Source organism: Furfurilactobacillus rossiae (assembly GCF_013394005.1).
GTDB lineage: Bacteria > Bacillota > Bacilli > Lactobacillales > Lactobacillaceae > Furfurilactobacillus > Furfurilactobacillus rossiae.
In genome coordinates this window covers 643,502-669,638 of the sequence record NZ_CP040586.1, presented here as the reverse complement: position 1 = coordinate 669,638, position 26,137 = coordinate 643,502, and the positions used below count along the sequence as shown (strand labels likewise).

The following is a 26,137-nucleotide window of genomic DNA, read 5'->3' as shown; positions in this document are numbered from 1 at the left end:
TGTGAAATGTACCGTTAGCTTTTTTCAAAGAGATCCCTGCTCTCTTCGTCCACTACTTATACCGCGGTCTTTCTAGCTACTCTATTAAATCAAAAAGGAAATTAATAAAATGGAAAATTCTGTAAAAAAAACACAGATAAGTGCAGATGGAAAATTGCCTTTCCGTGAAAAATTTGGGTGGGCCACAGGTGACTTTGCTCAAAATCTAATTTACACAACTATCTCAACTTATCTGTTATTCTTTTATACCAACGTTTTTGGCCTAAGTGCCAGTGCTGCGGCAACAATGTTTTTAGTCGTTCGCCTTATTGATGCCATCAATGATCCTATTGTTGGAACATTTGTTGATAAGCATACAACCCGATTTGGTAAATATCGTGGCTATCTATTGTATATGTCAGTACCTTTAGCAGGATTAGCAATACTTTGCTTCACTGTTCCCAACTTTTCTGCAATGGGTCGGCTTGTTTACGCTTACGTCACTTACGTTGGTTTATCAGTTTTATACACGACCGTTAACATTCCTTATGGTTCGCTGAACGCCGCTATGACACGAAACAACAAGGAAATTGTTTCCATGACATCATTACGCATGGTGTTAGCCAATTTAGGTTCACTCACCGTTAGTTTCGGTGTGCCTATTTGTGTCAAATTGTTCTCAGGCGGAAGTTATTCAGGTCCTTCATCTCAAATCGGTTGGTTCTGGACGATGGTCGTATATGGTATCGCCGGCGCTTTAATTCTTATTTATTGTTTCCACGAATCCGTTGAACGTATCACTATGAGTGGAGATCAATTAAACAATGTTCACGTTTCGGACTTATTTCACCAGCTCGTTATTAATGGACCATTACGCACACTGGCAATCTTCTTCATCATTACGTTTGGCTTAATGTCCGTCGTAAATTCCGTTGGGGCTTACTACATGACATATAACGCAGGCAATCCTGGCTTGATGCAATGGTATAACCTCCTCGGCACATTACCAGCCTTCATTGTGGTGCCACTAACTCCTTGGCTAAACCGCAAGTTAGGCACACAAGTATTAATGCAAAGCAGTTTAGCATTATCAATCGTCGGCTTTGTCATGTTGTACTTTATTCCAGCAACCAATATTACTGGTACATTTATTGCCCGTGTTATTGAAGCGGCTGGCATTATCCTATCAACCGGTTTTCAGTGGGCTCTAGTACCACAAACAATTACTTACGGAGAATGGAAAACTGGAAAACGTGAGAACGGCATTATCAATGCCGTCATTGGTTTCTTCTTCAAGTTTGGAATGGCGCTTGGTGGCGTGATTCCAGGATATGTATTGGCAGCCTTCGGTTTTGCTGCTAATAAAACACAAACAGCTCATTCGCTTGAGGGTATTCGGTTAACAACCACAATCGTACCAATTATCCTAACCGTCCTAGCAATGGTTGTCTTTGCTTTCTATCACCTGACAGATGACAAAGTTGAAAAGATGAATGAAGAAATTACGGCACGTGAAAGCGTCAAGTAATAGATTATTTAATAGTTTTGGAGGCAGAAACGATGTTCTTCAAGAAAATCTTTAATCGACTATTTAACTGGGCCGCCCGCCCTCAAAAGGAACACCAATTTTATACACCACTATGGTGGTAATTAAATTTTAGGAGGAATCAATTTTATGAAATTCACCAATGGTTATTGGCTGACAAAAAATGGCTATACCATTAATTCACCTAAAGAAGTGTTTGACACAAAAATTAATGGCAACGTTTTAACAGCTTATTCACCCTACAATAAGATCAACACACGTAACGATGAATTAAACCTAGGTATGACAACCATCAAGCTCACCTCACCAATTGAAAACGTGATTGGCGTTAAACTCACTCATTTTGACGTAAACGATGACGGCCCTGATTACCAACTAAATGATGAACATCCTGATGTTCAAATTAATCAAGATCAAAAGAAAGTTACTTTTACATCAGGTAAACTGACAGCCACTTTGCCATTGCGGTCTGATTTTTCCATTAATTTCACTGATGACAAAGGAAACCTAATCACTAAATCAATGCCAAATGCCCAAGGTGAAATAACCGACACTGTTCATAACAAACATTACATGCGCGAACAACTATCAATGGATGTCGATGAACATGTTTATGGATTGGGTGAGCGTTTTACGCCATTTGTTAAGAATGGCCAATCAGTTGATACATGGAATCAAGACGGTGGTACCGGTAGTGAACAGGCTTACAAAAACATTCCCTTCTATATCACTGACAAGGGCTATGGCGTTTTCGTTGATGAATCTCAACGCGTCTCCTTTGAAATTGCCTCAGAAAACGTTGATCGGGTTCAGTTCAGTACTGAAGGCCAGTCACTAACTTACTATGTTATCTACGGTCCATCGCCTAAAGAGATCCTAAATAAATACACACGTTTAACCGGCAAGATTAAATTACCGCCTGCATGGTCATTCGGACTATGGTTGTCGACTTCATTTACAACGGACTATTCTGAAGAGACTGTCATGAAGTTTATCGATGGGATGGCAGAACATCACATTCCATTGGATGTTTTTCACTTTGATTGCTTCTGGCAAAAGGGATTTGAGTGGTGCACCTTGGAGTGGGACAAAGAAAAGTTTCCTGATCCAGTTGGCCTAATCAAAAAGATTCACGATCGTGGCATCAAAGTTTGTGTCTGGCTGAATCCGTATATCGCTCAAAAATCTCCGCTATTTGAGGAAGGCAAAAAGAATGGCTACTTCATCAAGCGAAAAGACGGAAATGTATGGCAATGGGATTTATGGCAAGCCGGCAATGGATTTGTCGATTTCACCAACCCTGACGCAGTCAAATGGTATCAGAACAAATTAAAATCTCTTCTGGATATGGGCGTGGACTGTTTCAAGACCGATTTTGGTGAACGAATTCCTGTCGACGATGCAGTCTTCTTCGATGGCTCCAATCCACAGCAAGAACACAACTATTACACACTGCAATATAATCAGGCCGTTTACGATGTGCTCGCCCAAGAAAAAGGCGAACATGAGGCTGTTGTCTTTGCACGTTCAGCCACCGTCGGATCACAAAAACTACCCGTTCACTGGGGTGGTGATAACTTATCTCGTTATAACTCTATGGCCGATTCACTTCGTGGCGGCTTGTCCTTCCTAGTTTCCGGATTTGGGTTCTGGAGCCATGACATTGGTGGATTTGAAGAAAAGGCAACTCCAGACATTTACAAACGTTGGACTCAATTTGGTTTGTTGTCCTCACACAGTCGTTACCATGGCAGTGTCCAATATCGTGTCCCATGGTTATTCGATGATGAGGCGGTTGCGGTTACTAAGAAATTTGTCGATTTAAAATTATCGTTAATGCCTTATCTATACCAAGAAGCAGTTAACACATCGACTGTAGGCACACCATTAATGAGACCCGTTTTTCTCGAATTTCCGGAAGATCCAAACACTGCTTACCTTGATAAAGAATATATGTTTGGTAGCAAATTGTTGGTCGCACCTGTCTTTAACGATCAGGGTAAAGTTCACTTCTATATTCCTGAAGGAAAATGGACTAGCCTGTTAAACGAAAAACGCTATGTATCCGATAAAAATGGTCAGTGGGTCGATGAAACCTTTGATCACTTGAATTTACCACTACTTGTTCGTGGCAACAGTATTTTACTGAGAAAGCCAAACGCTCAACATGCAGATTACGATTACACAAATGCGCCAGACATCAATCTCTACGAAATTGAAGATGGTAAAGTTTTAACAGCTGTCGTTGACCATCTTGGAAATACAGCAGGGTCCGTAACCGTCGAGCGTAAAGGTAATAATTTTAAAGTTTCTGCAACTGGCCTGCATGGTGATTCAAACATCAATGTTCATGAAAATGGTGTCATTAAAACCTTTACTCTCTCAGGATCCAATACGAGCTTCTCTTTGTAAAAACCGTTTTCTGTATTAATACAAAAAACAATGGAGGATACACGAATGGATACACAAAATAAGGAAAACTCGCATGACAACGAGTTTGCGAAGCTTTCCTGGCGTGAGCGCATCAGCTATGGTGCTGGTGACTTAGCGCAAAACTTAATTTTCGGAACGGTCGGTTCCATGTTGCTGTTCTACTTAACAACTGTTTACGGTATTTCTGCTGCCGTCGGTGCAACAATTTTCCTGGTCGTTCGTTGGGTTAATGTCTTTTGGGATCCTTGGGTCGGCGCTTTCGTCGACAAACGTAATCCGAAGCTTGGTAAATACCGTCCCTACCTCATCTACTTTGGCATTCCACTAACGATTTTGGCAGCGCTTTTATTCCTGCCTATCCCTTCTCTACGAGGAAACATCCCCTACGCGTTTATTTCCTACTTAGCAACGGCGTTAGTTTACTCGTTTGTTAACATCCCCTATGGCGCGCTGAACGCATCATTGACACGGGACAATCAAGAAGTTTCAACCTTGACGACAGTCCGGATGACAGAAGCTAACATTGGTAACCTGTTGGTTTACACTTTCCTGCCGCTCTTTGTTCAACTCGCCTCTCCTAATCCACAATCTAAGGATATCGGATTCTTCGGCATTCACATGAACTTAGGTAACTATGCCGCCGCTGGTGCCGGCCCCGCCTACTTTAAAGTAATGAGTATTTACATGGTGATTGGGTTCGTTCTGTTGATGTGTACTTTCTTTGGGATTAAGGAACGGGTCCTGCCCACAAAAAAAGAAACTGCATCCGTTAAATATTCAGATTTGTTTGCTGAAATCAAACGTAACAAACCCTTGCAGATTCTTGGTTTATTCTTCCTGATCGGTTTTACATTCATGTTCTTTGGCAATACTGTATGGCCATTTTACATGCAGTACAACATTGGTCACCCAGAATGGATGGCATCTATTAACCTAATCGGATCAATTCCTGGTATTTTCCTTGTCTTCCTATGGCCAATCGTTCGTAAACACATTGGTAAGAAACAGTTCTTCTACCTCTTCTTAACCTTGTTCATCATTGGTCAATTAATTCTGTGGGTATGGAGTTTTCCAGCATTTAAGAACGCTGTCTTATTAGGTTATGTAGGTCGTTTCTTGATGCAATGGGGCATTACTGCCGCCACTGGTTATATGTGGTCATTAGTTCCAGAAGTTGTCTCATATGGTGAATATACGTCACACAAACGGGTTGCCGGCATTATCAACGCAATCATGGGACTATTCTTCAAAATCGGTTTAGCCCTCGGTGGTATTATCCCCGGCTATATCAACGCATTTACTAACTTTAACGGAAAGCATGCCACCCAAAGTGCTTCGGCATTAACTGGGATTCAATGGTCGATGATTTGGTTACCAATTATCTTGGCCGTCGTTGCAATGTGGATTATGAGCAAATACCCGTTATCAGATCCTGAAGTTGAAAAAATCAATAAAGAGATTGATGCGTTGCATCACCAAAACTAATCCGAATTAAACATTAGTATTTAAAAAATAAAGGAGCAAAATCATCATGAAAATTCAAAATCCTGTACTGCCTGGCTTTAATGCCGATCCTAGCATGATTCGTGTCGGTGATACGTACTATATTGCCAATTCAACGTTTGAATGGTTTCCTGGTGTTCGTTTGCACGAATCTAAAGACATGGTGCACTGGAACTTATTGCCATCGCCTTTATCCACAACAACTTTGTTGGATATGAAAGGCAATCCTGCCTCAGGTGGTATTTGGGCACCAGATCTATCATATGCCGATGGCAAATTCTGGCTCATCTATACAGATGTAAAAATCACTGAAGGTGCCTTCAAGGATATGACCAATTATCTCACCACTGCGACAGATATCCGTGGACCATGGACTGATCCAATCAAGGTTAATGGTGTTGGCTTTGATGCATCCCTATTCCACGACAAAAATGGTCGAAAATATCTGGTTCAACAAACATGGGATCACCGCGAATACCGTCATCCATTTAACGGTATCACCCTGACAGAATTTGATACTTCAACAATGAAACTCATGCCTAAAACGGCTCGTACCATCTATCGTGGCACTGATGTGAAATTGGTCGAAGGTCCACACCTCTACAACATCGACAACCAATATTATCTGTTTGCAGCTCAAGGCGGAACTGTCTTCACCCATGAAGAAGTTGTTGCCCGGTCTCAAACACTCGATGCGGATAGCTTTGAATCTGAACCAGATGGCCCATTCATTACTAACTTTGATACACCAGACTTTTATCTACAGAAACAAGGTCACGGCGCTCTTGTAAACACACCAAGTGGTGAATGGTACTACGCATCATTAGTATCCCGTCCTTGGAACCATAAAAATGAATCTAGTCACGACCCACGCGGGTGGAGCACATTAGGTCGCGAAACTTCTATTCAACAAGTTTCATGGGATGAAAATGGCTGGCCACGAGTCGTTGGCGGACATGGTGGCCAAGTTGAAGTCAATGCTCCAAAAGATGCCATTCCAACCGAAGCACCCGCTGACAACTCACAACATGATGACTTCTCAAGTGAGAAGCTTGACTTAAACTGGAACACGCTTCGGATTCCATTCGACGCCAATATGGGTACTGTCAGCGATGGCAAACTCACCTTAATTGGCCATGATTCACTAGCCAGTGATTTCGATGTGTCAATGATTGCCCGTCGTTGGCAAGCGTTTAACTTCAACGCTCAGGTAAAAGTGACGTTTGATCCATTCACTTACCAGCAGATGGCTGGTTTAACTAATTTCTACAATGATAACCACTGGTCATGGGTATTCGTGACCCTCGACGATCAGAAGCGACGTGTTATTGAAGTTGCTGAAAATAACCGTGACACGTACACCTCTTATCTTAAGGATGATGCCATCGTAATTCCTGAAGGCACAGAAGCTGTTTGGTTCCGTACCCAGGTTCGTAAAGACCATTACAGTTATGACTACTCATTTGACGGCACGACTTGGCATAACATTCCAGTTGAGTTAGACGCTGCTGTATTATCAGATGACTATGTTCTTCAAACTTATGGTGGTTTCTTCACTGGTGCATTCGTTGGACTCGCTGCTGTCGATTATGCTGGCTATGAACAACCAGCGACATTCAATGACTTCGATTACAAAGAATTACCAGAAACAAAATAATGAAATACACGAAGAGGCCAACCATCACGTTCAATGAGGATAATGGCCTCTTTTGTGCATTATCAATAAATACACTAAAAAGAGGACTGCAATATGACACAATCTACAAAAGCACTACTTACTGATTTTGATAACTGTCGTGGTCAACGTGTTCAAAAGTTGTCACTCACAAATAGTCACGGTGTAACTCTGTCAGTCTTAACGTTAGGCGCTACTTTATATGAAATCAACGTTCCGGATGCTGAAGGCCAGCCACATAATCTGGTTTTAAACTACCCACACAGTGAAGACTATCTAGCCAATCCATTTTACGTTTGCATGGCGATTGGGCGCACAGCGGGTCGAATCTCAAAAGGACAATTTTCAATCAATGGTCGTCCTGTCACAGTACCAACCAACGAGGGCCATAACACATTACATGGAGGACCTCATGGTTTTAATACGGTCATTTGGGATGGTCAATTTGACTACTCTGGCACAACCCCTACCATTGCCATGCATCATAAGTTCACCTCTCAAGACGACGGTTTCCCTGGAGATTCAGATGTCACAATTCATTACGCACTAACGGATGACAACCGTGTCAAAATAAGCTTCACTGGTCAATCTGATCAATTTACACCGTTCAATCCAACTGTCCACACCTATTTCAATCTTGGTGGTCAAAATTCGATTGAAGCACATGTTCTTCAAATCAACAGTACTCAGCGATTAGTTTTAAACTCTGAAAAACTCCCAACCGGTGAATTTGAGGAATTAACCAACACACCTTATGATTTTGAAAGACCAACGCCTCTTAAGGCGGCAATCAATGGTCTTCAGTCAATCCCTGAACGTGGACTGGATGATGTCTACAAAGTGGAACCAACGCGGAACGAACAAGTCATTGCGACATTGACAGATCCTAAAACCCACCGATCAGTAACCCTTCATTCAGCAAGAAACGGCTTAGTTGTCTTTACCGCCAATAGTTTTACTCATGACAATATGAACTTCAAACGAACAGGCGGGTATGGCAGTCCTTATCTTGGCGTTGCTCTGGAAGCTCAGGCACTGCCAGACAGCATGAACCACCCACAGTTTGGCGACGTGATGCTGACACCAGGAAAACCGCAGACGCACGAAATCACTTATCAATTGTCTTTCTAAGATTAGTGTTTTAAACAATTTAGACCATCAGAACATAAAACGCACACCGAGCATCCTATAACGGGAAAACTTCAGTGCGCGTTTCTTCATATACATTTCAATTGATTAGTCAGTCGCTTCAATCTTACCAACCGCAATCGGTAAGGTAACGTGTGCGTCGTAGGGTCCAACAATACCGGCCACTGTGTCAGGAAGTTCAAGGCTCTTCGGCACACCATGAACATAAACAACCCGCTTGTCTAGCTGTAAATCAGTCGTTCCAAACGCCGATTTAAACTGTTGTTGCAATTCGTCAAGCGGAACCGTCTTTTCGTAAACAAAGTGACCATCACCATCTGATACAGGATATGTATCGTTTGGAATTGACATCCTTTCAGGTGCAGCATCAAACGGCACCATTGTTGTCCCAGATACTGGTTCCGTCTCAGGTAAATCTACAAAGCCATCACCATTGGCATCCTGTGCCATCGTCGCAATGGCGGCTACCTTGCCTTCTGGGAAGCCGTGGAAATGTTCCCAATGTTGTGTATTTGCGGGTGTATCAAACATTTCAATTTTGATTGTTAACGTGCTTTCATCCTCAGTAAATTCAGCAGTTCCATGAGGATTGGAACCTATCTTAGCCGCGTTTAATGACACAATTTTCGCTTCGTAATGTTTTGACATGTTTATCCGTCCTCCGATAATAATTGTGGTTTGCTAGAACACCCTTATTATTAGAATAATTTGTGCGCAATTAAATTGACCCATATCAAGAAAAACGGTTTTTATAAAAAATGTATCTGCCAATTATAAAAACTTGCAGATACAGTGATTCATTGGATTAATAACTTTTTCAAGTAAACATTTCAGCTGAGCGCCGGTTAATCCTTTTTTTCATATGATTCATGTTTGTACTCACCAGGTTCGGGCGTCGCCTTCCCAGTCCAGCGGCGGACGAAGAACAGTAGACTGAGCAAACCCAGAACACCGAAACCAATGCTGACTGAAATGCGAGTATCTGGATTGATGAACATAAAGATTACCACTAAGATCAGAGCGAAAATCGTAAAGTAGTTAGAATATGGATACCATGGCATTTTAAACGGATGAGTTTTCATCACATCAGGATTTGCGTGACGGAATCGTAACTCTGACAACAAGATTACAAACCACGGCACCATCCCTGGTAACACACTTGAGCTATAAACCAAAACGAAGATATTAGCCGTCGCATGATTCACAACGGACAACAATGTATTCAAGATCAGGCCAATCAAAATTCCAGCGGAAATGCACAGGGTTGCGCGTAATGGCACCTGACGACGTGATAGTTTGCCCAGACCGCGATACGTTTCACCATCGCGAGCGAGTTTGTACAACATCCGACTAGAGCTGTAAATCCCAGAGTTGGCACCGGACATCGCCGCCGTCAGCACAACAAAGTTAATAATCCCGGCTGCCCCAGCGATTCCAACCTTAGAGAACGTTTCAACAAACGGTGATCCCAATGCAGCCAAGTGATTCCACGGATAAATCGTCACGATAACGAAGATTGCACCAATATAGAAAATCAGAATCCGCCAAACAATCGACTTAACAGAGGATACGATAGCTTTTTGCGGATCGGCGGCCTCCCCAGCAGTAATCCCCAACACTTCAATACCTTGATACGAGCCGATAATTACGGACATGGCAAAAATGAAGCCGCGAATACCACCAGTAAAGAACCCACCATGAGACCACAGATTGCTTAAGCCTAATGGATGCCAATGATTACCTAAACCGGCGAAGATAACCAGCACGCCCAAAACGATCATTAAAACGATCGTGACCACTTTAATCATCGCAAAGTAAAATTCCAATGTGCCATACGCGCGTGCGGATGCTAAGTTTGCTAACGTCAAAAGAACAATCACAACTACCCCGGCAATCCAATCAGGCAGGTTCGGCCACCAGTAATGCAAGTATTGACCGACCGCGATCACTTCACTAATTCCGACCACTATGTACTGAAAGACATTGCTCCACTTGGTCAAATAGCCAGCCAACGGGTGAATATAATTCGTCGCGTAGTCTGCAAACGAGCCGGTCGTGGGATTCACATAGATCATTTCACCTAATGCACGCATGACTAGGTATAACAGCAGTCCAACGAATGCATATGCAAACACAACGGACGGTCCAGTCCATTTAATAGTTGACGTTGATCCCAAAAACAGCCCAACACCGATGGTTCCCCCAAGGGCAATCATCTGCATTTGATTCGACGATAACGATCGTTTTAACTCACCTTTTGGCTCTGACTCACTCATATGGATTTCCTCCTGATTTGGTCGAACTTTTACCGTGTTACAGCACCACTCTAATAAAAAAGGCCAGCCGCGATGTCCTTTGACAGACACCTTGGCTGGCCACTTTTGCGATAATGAACAACTACCACAAAAGCCCCAGCCACGTCATTGTGGTTGAGGTTGTGGTAGTTGTGTTGAGGTTGGCGCCATTAACTTGTTTTAAGTTTAAATATTTCATTTTTGACGCCTCCTCATCGTTTTTTCCTTGATTTGTAAGTTACCACTCATAACTAAACATTGCAACTGAAAATTTTTAACAACCAGTGTCAAAACGTCGTTTAACCACTAGAAAACAAGTAGCATTTCGTCCATTTCCATATGTTTAAGCTGATAATTGCCGACTTCGATGACGGTTGGATATTATTTGGATTATCACGGTCACAATCGGTGTCAACATGCCAATCTCCGGAACCACAAAGATCAGTGCAGTCGCCACAACTGTCCAAATGATATTACTCATCAGCATTACGCTACCAGCCTGTCGTTTGATAAATTCTTTCATTTCTGGAACGTCCCTATTCTCACGAATAATGAGAAAAGACATTAACTGAGCTGAAAGTAGCCATAATAAAGCCACCATTAGGTAGACGAGCTCTGCACCCCAGTAACTTGGAAAACGGCCAACGAACGCCGTGGTCACTGGTAGAAAAGAGAGCACGAATAGCCACACACAAACACCGATGAAGCCGCCAAGTTTGACCCGTTTGATTGCCAAAAACATCCCGTGCTGTACATACCAGCTGAACATGACCAAAATGAACGTCATCAAGTATGAAAACGCCATCCGCCACTCACTGAAAAATATTTTTAAACTTGGCTCATCTGGCACCTTAATTTCCAAGATCAGTACTGTTAATACAATCGCAATAATGGCATCAATAAATGCTTCAACCCGACTCTTGTTCATATAGCCATCCTCCGAGATAAATTAATCATAAGCGTAAGCACACTTTCAGCCCTTTGCAGATTCAGTATTGAGCTCATTCTAAAAAAACTTCCCATTATTCAATTTCAAGTCACTTTCTAGGTGCTAGCGAATTGATCCAAGTCTCTCAGCAAATATCGTCATACTTCTTATCTGGCTGTTTGAGCTTGTTTCCCATGATGTAATAAAATTCCCCTAGAGTAAACGGACGATTTATTACTCGACTGTCTACTCTAGGGGAACAATACCAACCTTGCTATACAAGTATCTGATTTTTTATTTATTCTTCATTGAAATTATACATTTCGCTTGCGGAAAATCAAAAGCCCAATAGCTAAGAACAAAGCTATATATCCCAAGTTTCCCGCCAACAATTGGATGTCAGACAATCTAGTATATTGAGCAACGCTATGCACCGTGATTTGCGAACCATAGTTCATAAAGTTTATTGGATTCCATTTCAACCACTCATGCAGGTGAATAAAGTAGAACATGATAGTATTCACTGTATTTAAGATAAAGTAACCGATGATTCCAACAGAAATGGCAACAGCCGATGTCTTAAACGAGGCCGCGATCAACAAAACTAGGCTTAGTAACAACCATGTTGTCAAAAATTGGGCGCCTAAACTTGCTAACCAGTCAATCCAGATTTTTTGATTCCACCCTTTATCCGTCAAAGAAAAGCTGCTGTTCAAAAATACAAATTTACCAATTATGGCTACTATGGCCGATAAAACATACAAATAAATTGTGTAAGTAAACAAGACTAGCCACTTACTAATCAACACTGCACTTCTGGAAAACTTCTGGGAAACAACCGTCTTAATAGTCCCATACTGAAATTCCATCGTAATAATAGATGCCGCTGCTGCAATGGCTAAAAAGAGTATTAAGGCCAGTCCTTCAAAATTCTGAACAAACATCTGTTGTGGTTGCAACACTTTCGGCCACGTCTTTGAAAGAAAAGCGAACACCAATTCCACCATAACCAAAAACAAACTGACCCACAGCGTACTTTTCTTCTTTAAAAGTTTAAATGATTCTTGTCTGTATAACGTCAACATGATTTCTCCCCCTATTTCTGGTCTTCCGGATCAAGTAATTTCAACACGGAACCTTCAAGATCTTCATCTTCATGTTGAACATCTGTAACAGGAAACTGATTATCATTTAACGTTTTCAAAATGTTGGCGACATCGTCATCAGAAGAAGTTTGAATTTTTACTTCTTCGTCTCCAACCAGTTTATAACCCGCATCGGCTAAGACTTGTTTGGCCTTTACATCATCCGTTGTCGTAACGGTAACAAAGTGATTGTTAGACTTGAGTAATGCATCCATTGTAGTTTCTTGAACAATTTTTCCGTGATCAATAATAATCAGGTCCTCTGCCAGTTTCTGCAACTCGCTTAAAATATGGCTGGAAATCAAGAAGCCAACGCCCTCATCACGTTTAGCAATAATCAAATCACGTAATTCCTTAGTGGCTTGCGGATCCAATCCATTCATCGGTTCATCTAAAATAACAAATTTCGGATTGTTCAAGAATGCCATTGCAACACCAAGCTTTTGTTTCATCCCTAGTGAATAGCTTCGCGCTTTTGTATCAATGTAATTACCCATGTTCAAGGCAGCAATAACATCATCAATTTCTGAGGCTTTATTTCTACCAATTGCAAATAGCTTTAGATGATCTCTTCCAGTCATAAAAGGATAAATGCTTGGATATTCAATCAAAGCACCTACCTCATCCAATACCGGATGGTGATCAAACGTACTCTTCTGTCCGTCAATTGTGACCTCACCAGTCGATGACGTCAGGCTCAAAACGGCCTTCATGATTGTCGTTTTCCCTGCCCCGTTTGCACCAACCAAACCAACGATTCGTCCGGACTGGCATGAAAATGAAATTTTATGGAAGACCTGTTTGCGGCCAAACGACTTATTCAGATTCTTAACTGTTAATACTGCTTCTGCCATTCGTTTCACTCCTCTACGTGTATGTCTTCTGCAACTTCTCCCCACACTGAAATGCCACTTACGGACCTTCTGTGTTGATGATAGTTTACCATATTGCAACCACTAACATGAATGTAATCAACTCATAACAAAAAGCTATTGTACACTTTTGCAATGCACAACAGCTCTTCTTGATGTCCTATTTCACATCTCGTTCGACAATAATCCGACCGTCCGTGTGCCCTGTTTCGTTCAGTTCACTGGCAGCCACAACGCCTGCTAAGGTAAACGGAAATCGCTGCGCAATCCGCACAGACAGTGTGCCAGTTTCCATAAGTTGCTTGAGCGCCTGCATCGCCCGATGCACATGACTCGCATCTACTGGATGAATGTGAACCTGTTCAACATTGGGCTTATTACCGACGTTTTCCTCACGACCGACTGTCGCTACGGTGCCACCAAGTTTAACTAAGGCCATCATTGCATCAGCATGACCGCCCATAAAGTTCACATTAATGACCACATCAGCTGAATCGGCAAACGCACCATCTTCAGTAACTTGCGCATACGTGGCGACATCATTGGCACCAATTTGGCGAACATAGTCCAAATCCTCAGCCCTTGCAATCCCAACAACGGTACTGGCGCCAAGAACCTTCGCAAACTGAACAGCCATTGCACCAATACCACCACTAGCTCCTAGCACTGCCACTGTCTGTCCCGCCTGAACTTGTCCAAACACGGTGAGCGCATCATATGACGTCATCGCAACAGTTGGTAACCCAGCAGCATCAGCAATCGGGAACCCGTCAATTAATTTAATCGTCGTCGACTCCGGCGCAACAGCTTGTTCCGCGTAACCACCACCTTCAATGTGAGCAACAACCTTGTCACCCACTTGAAAGTTGGTCACCCGTTCACCAGCCGATAAGACAGTTCCAGCAACATCGAACCCAGGGATTGTTACTTCTCCGCCAGTAAATCCACTCCGTCGAAATGCGTCTACATGATTCAGACCAAAAGCAGCAACATCAATAACAACCTCATCTGAAGCTGGTTTCGGCGTCGGCAACTCAACCTCGGTAAAAGCATCAGCCGCTGGCCCATCCGTTTGATACCCAAAAGCCTTCATAATTCTGCCTCCACATCATGTTTTTAATACACGATATTATCAGGCAAAGATGCATAGAAAACGATTAATTCATTTTGAAATGGACGGTCAGCGAACAAATAAGAAGGTTGTCATTTGCTCAAGCTATTTCATTCTTCGGAAATCCTGCCGGTAAATGACAAAGCCTAACAAACACGTCAACACATCCGCCAACGGTTGTGCCCAAACAACACCGAGATAGCCCCACAACATGTGAGCAACATAAATCACAATGGCAAAGATGACACCCTGTCGTGAAATAGCCAGCAAAAAAGCCCCTAGTGCCTTGCCTGTCGACTGGAAGACAGTGGTGAACACGAGGATTGCGCCAATGAATGGGGTCGTGCTTAGCAATGCTCTCAACAGCAAGACACCGGCAGTCACAATCGTTTTTTGCGTCATAAACAAACGCACAATAAACGGTGCCAATAACATTAAGATAACAGCAAAAATTACTGAAAAGACGACTTCTACTAACAGGTCAAAATTCACGATTTGACGAAACCGTTTCTGATTATGAGCGCCGTAGTTATAACCAACCAATGGCTGAGCGCCAAATGCAAAACCAACCATTACTAGCATCACGATCATGTAAATCTTCGTGGCAATCCCAAAAGCCGCCACTTGTGCAGCACCGTATCGCACCAAGAAGTTATTGAGCAATGCGGTTCCAAACGCCTGCATGAGATTGGTCATTGAAGCAGGAATTCCAATCACTAAAATGGCCCCCGCAAACGCAAAGGTCGATTTTTTAATGTGCCAGCTTAGGCTAATGACCCGACACCGTTTGATTACGTATGCACACAGAATCAAATCGGTTACGAGATACCCAATTACAGTCGCCAAGGCAGCCCCCGCAGCATATAAATGAAAACCGAAAATCAGCAATGGGTCGAGCAAAATCGTCACGACCAAACCTGCAACACTACCAATCATTGATTCGCGTGCCAAACCTTCTGTGCGAATTAAGTTACTAGGCACCAGCGACACAATAATCAGCGGCCCGCCAATCGCCATAATACGATAGAAGGCACTCGCAAACGGACGAATGCCGCTACTAGCCCCAAACGCAGTGAGAATGGGTGCTTCAAATACTAGTAAAATGCCCGCTGTCAGAATACCAATGACAATCGCTGCATAAAAACAAATGCGACTCACCTGACTGGCAGACTCATGCTGCTTGCTCCCCAACATTTTGGACACCAACGCGCTACCGCCCAGGCCGAAAACATCCCCAATCGCTAACATAATTGAAAATAATGGCGTACAAACCGTTACCCCAGCCACAATGTTGGGATTCTGCGTTTGTGAAATGAAGAATGTGTCCACTAGGTTATAGATCATGCTGGCAATCATACTGATGACCACTGGCATGGCGAGCGTAAAGTACGCGCGTGGAACTGACGTCTTAGTAAATAAAGTATCCATATATTGTATAGTTTCTCTTTTCTGTGTTAAGTCGTGTATTCAGCATAGCATTAATGCTGCGCGCACATAATAGAAGAAATTGCTGTGCGGACATTCATGGCGTTAGGACATGCCTTTCACTTTTGGAGATTACTTTCTTTCAGCGAACTGCGAAAAGCACCAAATTTTCGCTTCTATATTGTCGCAAACGCGTTCACAACCCCAAAGACCTGCGCACAATTAAAATAAGACACCGTACAAGCAAAGTTCGCTTGCACAGTGCCTTATTTCCATTGTTGCTCGGTCTTTAAACGAGGTTGTTCACGCTCTATTCCTTAAACTGAATCCTCACGTATTCTCGATAAAGTGGCAATTCAGCCATGAGTTCCTGATGCTTGCCGTGGCCGCTCACGTGACCATTTTCAATGAAGTAAATGTCATCGGCGTCGACGATCGTGCTCAGTCGGTGCGCAATGATCAATGTTGTGCGGCCCTTCATTAATTCACCCAAGGCCTTTTGGACCATCGCTTCCGATTCGGAATCTAGACTCGCTGTTGCTTCATCTAACATCAGAATCTTTGGATCACGGAGAAAGGCTCGTGCAATGGCCAAACGTTGTCGTTGACCACCACTGATTTTCACGCCACGTTCACCGACCTGCGTGTCCAAACCATCTGGCATTTCATGAACAACCCTGTCTGCGAAAGCCAGCTCAAGTACGTGCCAAAGTTCGTCATCCGTGTACGTTTTGTCCGCACCATAAGTTAAGTTGTGACGAATCGTGCCAGCCATAATAGCAGAGTCCTGGCTCACATAACCGATTTGAGACCGCCAGTCTTTCAAGTTGACGTTTGCGACATCCTTGCCACCAATTGTAATTTTCCCACTGGTGGGTTGATAGAAACGTTCTAGCAGACTGAAGATGGTAGACTTCCCACCACCCGATGGCCCAGCAAACGCAATGACACTGTTTGGCTTGGCTTCAAAGTTAACATCGTGTAAAACGGGACCGTCATCGTCATAAGCAAAGTCAACATGTTCCATCGCCACTGTTTGGTCGGTAACGGATTCATTGTCGCCATCAGTAAATGATTCTTCAGGTTCCTTCAACAGATCCTGAACCCGTTGTGTCGAACCGTTTGTCTTCGCTAATGTCGTGAAGAATTGGCCAAGTGAGCCGACTGGTCCGATAACTTGGAACAAATACATCATAAATGACAATAATGTTCCCATTGACATCGTGCCATCAGCCACTCGAACGGCTGCATAACCCAGCAAACCGATAAACATGGCCAGCATTAACGTGTTCATGACCGGACTCGCGATGGAATCAAAAATAGCTTCTCGCATTCCGATGTGATACAACTTGTCGATCTGTTTGTACCCAGAGGTTGTTTCATATTCCTCCGCGTTTGAGGATTTCACCAACCGGATTTCGCCCAACGATTCGCCAGTTTCACCATTAAATGAAGCTAGGGCATCCTGCCGCTGCAGCCCAATCTTGCTAGACTGGCGCATAATTGGCCGCATTACAATCATGACCAACGGGATGGCAATAATCATAACTAGGGTCATTTTCCAGTCCATCAATGCCATGATGATCAGCGCGCCGACCAACTGCAAAAGTGAATTAGCCATCTGTGGAAAAGCGTTTGCCAATAAATCTTTAATCTGGGTTGAGTCGTTTACCAGTCGAGAAGTCATTTCACCGGCCTTCACGTTATCAAAATAGTTAACGTGCAAACGAATCAACTTTTGCCACAAGGTTCGCCGCAATCTGGCAACAATATTTTCACCAAAGAAACCCAACATCGTCCCTGACAAAGCGTTGATTAAGGCACTCGCTAAAAACAGCGCAACCGCGATAATGAGCAAAGTGGAATTAAAACCTGACTTAAGGCCGTTGATAATCCCCTGTGCCATCTTTGGCACTGCCAACTGCGCCCCCGTCGCAATAAAACCAAGAATTAAACCCAACCATAACTGCCAGTACTTAGGTTTCGTTTGACGAATCAGGTTTAAGAACCCCTTAAAATCAAACTTTGTTCGTGTGTATTGTGCATCCTGTGGACCGCCACCGCGTGGCCCGCCTGCTCTACGATCCATAATGTTGCCTCCAAAAATTTCTTCCTTTAGTTTTTTATCCCCGTTTTATTTAAAACCAGCGTTGATCAAAATTGCCGCGATGTGGCCATCCCTGCTCGCCGCCCATAAAGTCCCGCCAATCTAAATCGGCCGTACCTTTATTTAACTTCTCCAGCAACCGATTTAACTCAACCTGTTCTGCCTTCGTTAAGGTGCCAAAAACCTGGCTTGCCATGTCATCAACCTGATCATCTTGTTTAGCAAACATGTCGATACCGGCCTGCGTCATCTTGATGATAACCGTGCGTTTGTCTGTTTCACTGGGCACCCGTTCGACCATGTTAACGGCCTCCAACCGGTTGACCATGGCACTAACAGAACTTGGCCGAATATCTAAAAACTGCGCGATTTCTGCGTTGGTTAACCCTGCCGGTGTTTGATACAAAACCTGTAACAGCCGCAACTGACCACGGCCTTCACTCGGTGCCCGCCGACTCGTCAAATCACGCTGATGTAATACTGCCATCATAAATGATCGATTCTGCATCAGTGAACCGAAACGATCTAATAAATCACGACTTTCATCCGCCATAATCGGCCTCCTGTATTTCAATCCTTATTTTAAAATTAAATTCTTTCCACTGGAAATTTTCGAGCGAAAATTATGTTAGTTCTTTTGTTAGCTTTATGCAATAAAAACTAACGATTATTTTTAAAAAAAGTCGCAATCTCTGATGGAATGCGGCTTTGACGAGACTATTTAATTGGTGTTAAGCCACGAACCAGGAATTCGGTTGCTTCTTGGCATGATTTGTCGATATCCAACTGACTCGCCTTGCCAATTAAAACGGCGGGCACGATGTAGCTGCCCGCTACACCAAGGAAATAACGAATAATCCGTTTTGTGGGCCAATCAACTAATACGCCACGATCCTTGAAGGTCTGCAAGTTCTTGCCAAACGTATTCAAAATGCGTGACATGATTTTATCGATGACTGACTGAATCATGTCACTATTCCGAATGATTTCTTGAACCAAAATTCTTAGTTGCTTCTGGTTAGCAATGGCAAACGTCATTCGATCCTTAATCACGTAGTTAAAGAACGCCGCTAGATCGTCAAAACGTTGATCCTTAACCTCCGTCAAGAACTCGGTTGCCGCCATTGGCACGACCTGATCCAAAAACGGATTCAATAATGCGGCCAGAATACCATCCTTCGTCTTGAACTGCTTGAACACGGTTCCCTCAGAAACGCCAGCTTGTTTAGCAATTTCACTAGTACTCGTGCCATCAAACCCTTTCTCTGCAAAGAGATTTAAGCTGACTTTGAGCACTGACTGTTGTTTAGCCGTTAGCTTTGATTCCTGGAGTGTCTTGTCAAACAGTGTTTCAACATTACTAATTTCCATGTGTTTTTACTCCAAATTTTTGTCTACCTTTTAATTTAACCGCACATTGAGTTAAATACCAGCAATTCTGTCAAATTAAACCTGACGATATTTGCGCATGGTCAGTAAATTCAATACTAGGAAAACAGCGGCAAACAATAACAAAATGCTTAAGTTGGGTAACACATCCATGAAACCGACACCTTTTTGCACCACCGCGCTCATGCTTGAAGCGCCATAGTACAGCGGCATGATGTAGGACACTGGCTGCAACCAGCCTGGCAGTGAGCTAATGGGAATAATCCCGGCGAAGAAAATCTGTGGAATCGCAACGATTGGAATAAATTGAATCATCTGAAATTCACTGGAAGCAAACGTTGAAATCAGCAGTCCTAGCGTCAAAGCAACCATTGCTAACAGGACATTGATCAAAAGAACAAGCCAGATGCTGCCCAGAATTTGAATCTTGAAAACATACATTGTGAATAACACGATCAACAACGTTTGGATGAAGGCAAACGCACCATAACCACACAGGTAACCCGAAATGATTTCCCCACGTTTAACCGGTGTTGCTAGCAAACGATACAGTGTCCCAGTTGTCCGTTCCCGCAACAAAGCGATACCCGAAATCAAGAACACGAAGAAGAAAACCACGAAGCCCATCATGATTGGTAACAAAGTATTAAAGAATGTGGAATCCTTACTCCCATAAAGATAATGTGTCTTCGTCGTATAACTTGTGCTTCCTAGCTTAGCTTTCAGGTTGCCAGCGTTAGCAGTCGCGTTAACCGGCGTGTGCGTTGCTGCACCAAGGGCCGCCTGCATCTTTTGTAGTGCTTGAGCCTGCGTCTTAATGGTTGTCGCTGCTGCTTGGCCCTTCAATTTTGCTTGGGCCGCTTGCAAACTTTGTTTGATCACCGCACTCTTACTTTGGTCGGTGTTAGCCAACGTTAACGTCAGTTTGTCTCCGTCTTGACTAAGCATTCCGGCGTAATCATGTTCACGGATGATTGTCTTAGCAGACTTGTCTGAGCTGACATCATGAATCGTAATGTGCTTATTTTTTATGGCCGTCACCATACTACTGTCAACGTTACGTGTTGCTAAGGAAGCTGTCGTTGTGGTGTTCCCCTGAAACAGGAAGTAGACCAGTGACAGAATAAACAAAGGTGCGATAAACATTAGGGCTAACGTACGTTTGTCACGCAACATTTCCCGAAAGACTCTTCTAATCATTGCTAGTGTGCGCATCTTGATCCCTCCCTGCTTGTAAAAAGACTTCTTCAACTGAGTTAACGTGATACTGACTAATTAGGTCATCAGGCGTGCCTTGGGCAATGGCACGGCCACCACGAATCATCATCAAATAGCTGGATTGCTCGGCATCTTCCATGACGTGCGTCGTCAATAAGATTGTCTTGCCTTCGTCTGCCAAACGATGCAGTTCTTTCCAAATCTGTTGCCGCAGTTCGGGGTCAATCCCGACGGTGGGTTCATCTAAGATGAGCAGTTCAGGATCTGCCAACAGCGCAATTGCCAATGATAACCGCCGTTTCATTCCACCCGAATAGTCCTTCACGTACTGATCCAAATCATCGTTTAAATTAACGATACCCGTTGCATAGGGAATTTGTTTTTGCAATTCTGCTTTACTCATCCCCTGCATTTCACCAAAGAACGTGAGATTTTCGCGGGCCGTTAATACTGAATACAAGGCATCCGTTTGTGCCATGTAACCAATTCTGCCGAGCAGTTTCCGATTAGGCATTGGCGTGCCTAATACAGTTACAGTGCCTTGCTTTGGCTTCAACATTCCCATGATCGTGCTGACCAAGGTTGTTTTACCGGCGCCACTAGGACCAATTAAACCAAGGATGTCACCCGTGTTTATGTCTAAGTTAATATCATTCAAAATAATGCGTTTGCCATAACCTTGCTGCAGGTTAGCAACTTTAATGACTTCTGTCATGACGTTCACCTCTGTTTGCTTTAATGAGTGACTACCCACTTACTAAGCATAGTATAAACCGTCACGTTACTTTGTCAACAAAAAAACACGACTTCCGTTTGAAAATCGTGTTGGACAATCCGCTTTTAATTATGTTCTTAATGCCGCTACGTCAGGAAGAGACGCCGTTTCATGGGACCGGTCTCAACCCGCGAAAAACGCGGTTTTCTACCTTGATTCCAAGCCCATAAACCGGTCTTGGAAATCATCCTGCACTCCTAAGTGGCCTAGCCCGCCACAAAGGAGTGCCGACACGAAACTCTGTCTCTTCCTGACTTCACTAACTTTCAAAGCCTGATTCTACGTGTTCGAATTTACATAGTTCTGATAATGAACCACTGCCTTTATGCGAGTACTTTTCTACAGTAGCTGAAGGGCGACGGCATTGAAACCAAGGCGTGAAGGTGTTGTAAGACTCCGTTTTTTAGGAGTCTCGAACCGGTCCCACGCCGGTGTTTCAATGCCGTCAACCGCAAGTAGCAGTGCAAATCACAATCTACTAAGCATACTCGGGTTCAATGGTAATTTCATCGCAAGTAGCATCTAGGATGACTTGTGGAATCAAACTGGTTAACTCGTGGACAACCTCATCGATCGGCGTGCTCATATCGGAGGATAGCCACCGACGCGTATAAGCTACCACCCCATCCGCATAAAATTGCACTGCATGTTTTTCAACAGCCGAAAGTTCCGTTTGGTGTCCGTATTTAATAATTGCCTCGCCAAATTGACGCACAAGATGACAGTTGAAATAAACGCAAAACGAATTTTGCCCTGTTGTTTTAAAAGCATATTTAAAGAAACTGGCATTGTCGGCCAAAAACTCAAATTGTTTACGCAAAATGCCGTTCCAATTGCTCAGGCGACAATTTAAAAACATCCGGTTCATGGTATCTGCAAAGTACGAATTAATGACATCATATTTGTCAGCAAAATATTTATAGAACGATCCGCGGCTGACACCTGAAGCATTTAAGATATCATCAACCGTTAATTCGTTGATGGGCCGATTCTGCATAAATTCATATACTGAATTAAATATTTGCCGCCGAATTTCCATAATCATTCAGTCTCCTCACGTAAGAATAAACAAAAGCAGTATTTTATTCATTTTTGAACATTATCATTATTTTGTTCACCACTTGCTCACCAAAATGGTGCTACACTGACTTTTAGTAAGCAGTTACTAAGGCTAATCTTATCACACATCTTTCAGGAGGTTATGAACATGACGTACCAATTTTTAAAGTCTTACACTTTTAAATCTGGAGTGACCGTTAAAAACCGGGTTGCTATTCCACCAATGACCGAAGGCATGTCGTTAGAAAACGGTGAAGTTTCAACAGATGAACTAAACTACTTCAATATTCATACGGGCGGGGCCGGCATGTTTATTACCCCTGTTGCTAACGTTAACGCGCTGGGTAAGGGATTCGAAGGTGAATTATCTGTCGCCGATGATAAGTTTATTCCTGGCCTTGCCAAGATGGCAGCCACCATTAAACAAAACGGTACTAAAGCAATTTTGCAAATTTTCAGTGCCGGGCGAATGACAAACTCACGCATTCTGCGAGGGCATCAGCCTGTGTCTGCTAGTGCAGTCCCCGCATTACGGCCACACGCAGAAACGCCACGGGCACTATCCGAAGATGAAATTGAGCAAACGATTGCAGATTTTGGCGCGGCAACTAAACGTGCTATTTTGGCCGGTTTTGACGGTGTCGAACTTCACGGAGCCAACACATATCTACTCCAACAATTCTTTTCACCACACAGTAACCGTCGAAACGACCAATGGGGTGGTTCATTGGAAAACCGAATGCGATTTCCAATGCGGGTTATCGAAGCCGTTCAACAAGCCATCGCTGATACCGCTACGTCACCTTTCATTCTTGGGTACCGTTTGTCACCAGAAGAAATTGAAGAGCCAGGTATCCGTATTGAAGATACTTTGAAGTTTGTGACTAAACTTAATGACATGAACTTGGATTACCTGCACATCTCCATGGGCAACATTTGGCGGCCATCGTTGAACAATCACGATGACAAAGAGCCTTTAATTACCAAGATTCAGCGCGTTTCGCCAGACACTCCACTCATCTCCGTTGGAAACGTAAACACACCTGCTGATGCTGAAAAGGTGATGGAAGCTGGTATTACGTTTGTTGCAATTGGTCGAGAAAGCATTCGGGAACCTCACTGGGTTCAAAAAGTTGAAGCCGGTACGGAGCAATCCATTCGTTACAACTTGTCATTGGCCGATTTAGAAGAATTGGGCATCAAAACGCCTTTCTTTGAATTCTTAAAAGGAATGAACAAAGCTGGTGCTGATCAGAAATTCGACGTTAATGACTCCCAAACGAAGGCTGTCGACACAGACAAGATTGATGTTGCGTTTAGAAAGTAAACGTCCACAATAAAAAGACTAAAAGGCGTTGCTTGATCATAAAAACAGATTTAAAAAATTCAGTTCTAAAAGCCACCAAGGTTAGATAAAATCCAACTTTGGTGGCTTTCTTTGGAAAAATAAACATTTTTTTGTTATTTAAGCATCTTCTTGCTCGCTAATTTCGTTTTTTGTGAACATGCTTCAGCTCAAACGCACAAAGAACGCTGACTGCAATAAGCAGGGCAAGCCCAACTAGTGTGATTGGACTTGTCAGTATCTCCCCAGTCCTTGGAAGATGCTTATCTTTTTTGTCGGCCATCGCTTGCCGATGAGATCGCACTGCTGTTCGAGAGGTTGTTTCCGAGCTTTGCGTCTGGTTAGGCACACTCGAAGTTCGAGGCAGAGATGGTGTTACTGGGATACTTGGTTTCACTGAGGCATTAGGCATTGTTGGCGTCACCGGCGTATTTGGTGTCGTTGGTGTGTTCGGTGTCTCTGGTGCATTAGGTGTCGTTGGTGTACTTGGTGTCACCGGTGCGTTTGGTGTCGTTGGTGTACTTGGTGTCACTGGTGCATTAGGCGTTGTTGGTGTGTTCGGTGTCACTGGTGCATTAGGCGCCGTTGGTGTACTTGGTGTCACCGGTGTGTTTGGTGTCGTTGGTGTATTTGGTATTAGGGTGTTCACAAAGTCTGTCCCATTAAGCGTGCTGGTATACCCGGCAACTGATTCTTCTTTTAGTGAATATTCAAACTTATTCCCTAGTGCATCTGTCGTCGGTAAATTGGTGAACGCGTATGCCCACTTGCTAGCCTCAGAAACCTGACGTGTATCAACTTTTGTTCCATTTCGGTAAAGCTCAACGACAACCTGTGTTGGCCGTTTCCCGTCACTATTATTGTTATCTACCCATTTTTTTGTGCCGGTAATTTCCGTTTCACTTATTTTGCTGTCCTTCGCGCTAGCAAGTCCGGTTGAATTGGTCCCGCCAACGACGACATCGATAGGCGTCTTATTCAACAAGTAGCCAGTTGGCGCCGTTGTTTCAACAAACTGATAGTGACCATTTTTTAGATTATTGACCGTTAATTTCCCATTAGCATCAGTCGTCGTGTCCGCACTAATCGTGTTTCCTGAAGCGTCAACCAATTTGAAGTGAGCCCCTGGTAATACAGCATTAGTTGTTTGATCAGTCTTAACAAGACTAGCCGATCCGGTGTAACCATTAACGGTTCCGCCTGAACCCCAGTTTACTTGACCCCTACTAGTTGCATTATCTCCCGGGCCATCTGAGGTGCTGGAACTAACACTGTTTGTCCACGAATTTCCAGCTGACTGATCGACATTAGTTACTTGCACCCTATAAGTCATATTGATGGTCTGATCAATATCCCCAAACGAAAACGAAATGTGTGATCCGTCAACGGCCACCGTTGGGGTTGCAGTTCCCGTTGAGACAAAAGTGCCCTTACTGTCATAGCTACCTGTATTTGCAACAACCGAACCAGCCACAAAAGTCTGACCAGCTCCTAATTCATCCGAAAGAACTAAGTTATGTAGGCTGGTTTTATTAGGATTAACTGCCACATTCCAAGTCAATGTTGTTGGTTCATGATTGCTGTTCAAACTACCGTTATTAATCCAGCCAATCTTGTTGATAAACCATGAAGATGTTGGGTTATTGTTTGTTTGAGTACCGTTAGCCGTTAGGTAAATAGTACCCTTTCTATCGTATAACATTGAGGCCATCTTGGCAGAAAACGTAATTGTACCTGTGCTTGAGCCGGCACTGATTTTTCCTTGCCCGACAACAGTATTTTTAGCATCCGTCAAATCAAACGTTTGGTCCACACTGGTGGCTACAGTACTAGGCAACGTGAACGTTGCTGTGTCTCCCTCACTAATTGAAGTCCCGTCGGCTACCTTCCAATTGTAGACCACCTTATAACCCGTATATTTATCCAATTTAGTGTCTGAACTGACGACGTTACCCGAAGTATCCGTAATAACCGCATCACTAGCCTGCAATCCAGAAACGGCTACAGTAGCTGCATCAGCGGTCTTCAAACCAATCACGTGTCCAAGTCCGCTCATAAATATTAATGCAAAGGCCATTACCATTAAAAGCTGTTTGATAATTTTCATTTCAAAAGTTTCCTCTTTTTTTAAATCGCGCTCAGCGTTCTATTCAAAGCCATTAATTCAAAATCAGAATAATATTT

20 protein-coding genes are annotated in these 26,137 nt (G+C 43.3%); 6 read left to right on the top strand and 14 right to left on the bottom strand.

The genetic code is table 11. The features are described from left to right. Positions 1-109 precede the first annotated feature (109 nt). From LROSL1_RS03130 to LROSL1_RS03110, 5 genes are all read left to right on the top strand, one after another. Positions 110-1,507 (top strand): glycoside-pentoside-hexuronide (GPH):cation symporter, encoded by a 1,398-nt coding sequence (locus LROSL1_RS03130; protein WP_178913723.1) that lies wholly within the window; start codon positions 110-112, stop codon positions 1,505-1,507. A gap of 147 nt (positions 1,508-1,654) precedes the next feature. Beyond that, positions 1,655-3,937 carry an alpha-xylosidase gene (gene yicI / locus LROSL1_RS03125; RefSeq protein WP_178913722.1) on the top strand — a complete coding sequence of 761 codons (2,283 nt, stop codon included), beginning with the start codon at positions 1,655-1,657 and terminating at the stop codon, positions 3,935-3,937. A gap of 45 nt (positions 3,938-3,982) precedes the next feature. Continuing rightward, entirely contained in the window at positions 3,983-5,443 is a 1,461-nt protein-coding gene (locus LROSL1_RS03120; RefSeq protein WP_017261049.1) for an MFS transporter, read from the top strand. Between the two features lie 46 nt (positions 5,444-5,489). Further along, positions 5,490-7,118, top strand: coding sequence for a glycoside hydrolase family 43 protein (locus LROSL1_RS03115; RefSeq protein ID WP_178913721.1), 1,629 nt, complete (start codon positions 5,490-5,492; stop codon positions 7,116-7,118). Between the two features lie 93 nt (positions 7,119-7,211). Beyond that, positions 7,212-8,267: an aldose epimerase family protein gene (locus LROSL1_RS03110; RefSeq protein WP_178913720.1), complete on the top strand. Its 1,056-nt coding sequence runs from the start codon at positions 7,212-7,214 to the stop codon at positions 8,265-8,267. A 105-nt stretch (positions 8,268-8,372) separates the two neighbouring features. Here LROSL1_RS03110 and LROSL1_RS03105 read toward each other — a convergent pair whose 3' ends face one another. The 13 genes from LROSL1_RS03105 to LROSL1_RS03045 form a co-directional block, all read right to left on the bottom strand. Further along, entirely contained in the window at positions 8,373-8,933 is a 561-nt protein-coding gene (locus tag LROSL1_RS03105; RefSeq protein WP_178913719.1) for a hypothetical protein, read from the bottom strand. Positions 8,934-9,130: 197 nt separating this feature from the next. Continuing rightward, complete coding sequence (locus tag LROSL1_RS03100) at positions 9,131-10,561, bottom strand: amino acid permease (protein ID WP_178913718.1); 1,431 nt, start codon at positions 10,559-10,561, stop codon at positions 9,131-9,133. 361 nt (positions 10,562-10,922) lie between these two features. Then, on the bottom strand, positions 10,923-11,507 hold the full coding sequence (locus tag LROSL1_RS03095; RefSeq protein WP_178913717.1) for a TMEM175 family protein: 585 nt from the start codon (positions 11,505-11,507) through the stop codon (positions 10,923-10,925). Between the two features lie 314 nt (positions 11,508-11,821). Beyond that, on the bottom strand, positions 11,822-12,592 hold the full coding sequence (locus LROSL1_RS03090) for an ABC transporter permease (RefSeq protein ID WP_178913716.1): 771 nt from the start codon (positions 12,590-12,592) through the stop codon (positions 11,822-11,824). Between the two features lie 11 nt (positions 12,593-12,603). After that, positions 12,604-13,506 (bottom strand): ATP-binding cassette domain-containing protein, encoded by a 903-nt coding sequence (locus tag LROSL1_RS03085; RefSeq protein ID WP_178913715.1) that lies wholly within the window; start codon positions 13,504-13,506, stop codon positions 12,604-12,606. A gap of 178 nt (positions 13,507-13,684) precedes the next feature. After that, positions 13,685-14,617 carry a quinone oxidoreductase family protein gene (locus LROSL1_RS03080; RefSeq protein WP_017261039.1) on the bottom strand — a complete coding sequence of 311 codons (933 nt, stop codon included), beginning with the start codon at positions 14,615-14,617 and terminating at the stop codon, positions 13,685-13,687. Positions 14,618-14,740: 123 nt separating this feature from the next. Continuing rightward, positions 14,741-16,063, bottom strand: coding sequence for an MATE family efflux transporter (locus LROSL1_RS03075; protein ID WP_178913714.1), 1,323 nt, complete (start codon positions 16,061-16,063; stop codon positions 14,741-14,743). Between the two features lie 307 nt (positions 16,064-16,370). Continuing rightward, positions 16,371-18,149, bottom strand: a complete 1,779-nt coding sequence (locus LROSL1_RS03070) for an ABC transporter ATP-binding protein (protein WP_178913713.1) — start codon at positions 18,147-18,149, stop codon at positions 16,371-16,373. 49 nt (positions 18,150-18,198) lie between these two features. Next, positions 18,199-18,720, bottom strand: coding sequence for a MarR family winged helix-turn-helix transcriptional regulator (locus LROSL1_RS03065; protein WP_178913712.1), 522 nt, complete (start codon positions 18,718-18,720; stop codon positions 18,199-18,201). Positions 18,721-18,884: 164 nt separating this feature from the next. Further along, positions 18,885-19,538 (bottom strand): TetR/AcrR family transcriptional regulator, encoded by a 654-nt coding sequence (locus LROSL1_RS03060; protein ID WP_178913711.1) that lies wholly within the window; start codon positions 19,536-19,538, stop codon positions 18,885-18,887. Between the two features lie 75 nt (positions 19,539-19,613). Further along, entirely contained in the window at positions 19,614-20,771 is a 1,158-nt protein-coding gene (locus tag LROSL1_RS03055; RefSeq protein ID WP_178913710.1) for an ABC transporter permease, read from the bottom strand. After that, entirely contained in the window at positions 20,749-21,489 is a 741-nt protein-coding gene (locus LROSL1_RS03050; protein ID WP_178913709.1) for an ABC transporter ATP-binding protein, read from the bottom strand. Before LROSL1_RS03050 ends, LROSL1_RS03055 begins: the two co-directional genes overlap by 23 nt. A gap of 538 nt (positions 21,490-22,027) precedes the next feature. After that, positions 22,028-22,588, bottom strand: a complete 561-nt coding sequence (locus LROSL1_RS03045; RefSeq protein WP_178913708.1) for a TetR/AcrR family transcriptional regulator — start codon at positions 22,586-22,588, stop codon at positions 22,028-22,030. A gap of 162 nt (positions 22,589-22,750) precedes the next feature. On the opposite strand from LROSL1_RS03045, the gene LROSL1_RS03040 reads away from it, so the two are divergent. Then, positions 22,751-23,935, top strand: coding sequence for an NADH-dependent flavin oxidoreductase (locus tag LROSL1_RS03040; RefSeq protein ID WP_225440552.1), 1,185 nt, complete (start codon positions 22,751-22,753; stop codon positions 23,933-23,935). Positions 23,936-24,092: 157 nt separating this feature from the next. Here the strand turns inward: LROSL1_RS03040 and LROSL1_RS03035 are convergent, their stop codons facing one another. Next, positions 24,093-26,060 carry a Cna B-type domain-containing protein gene (locus LROSL1_RS03035; protein WP_178913706.1) on the bottom strand — a complete coding sequence of 656 codons (1,968 nt, stop codon included), beginning with the start codon at positions 26,058-26,060 and terminating at the stop codon, positions 24,093-24,095. Between the last annotated feature and the right edge of the window lie 77 nt (positions 26,061-26,137).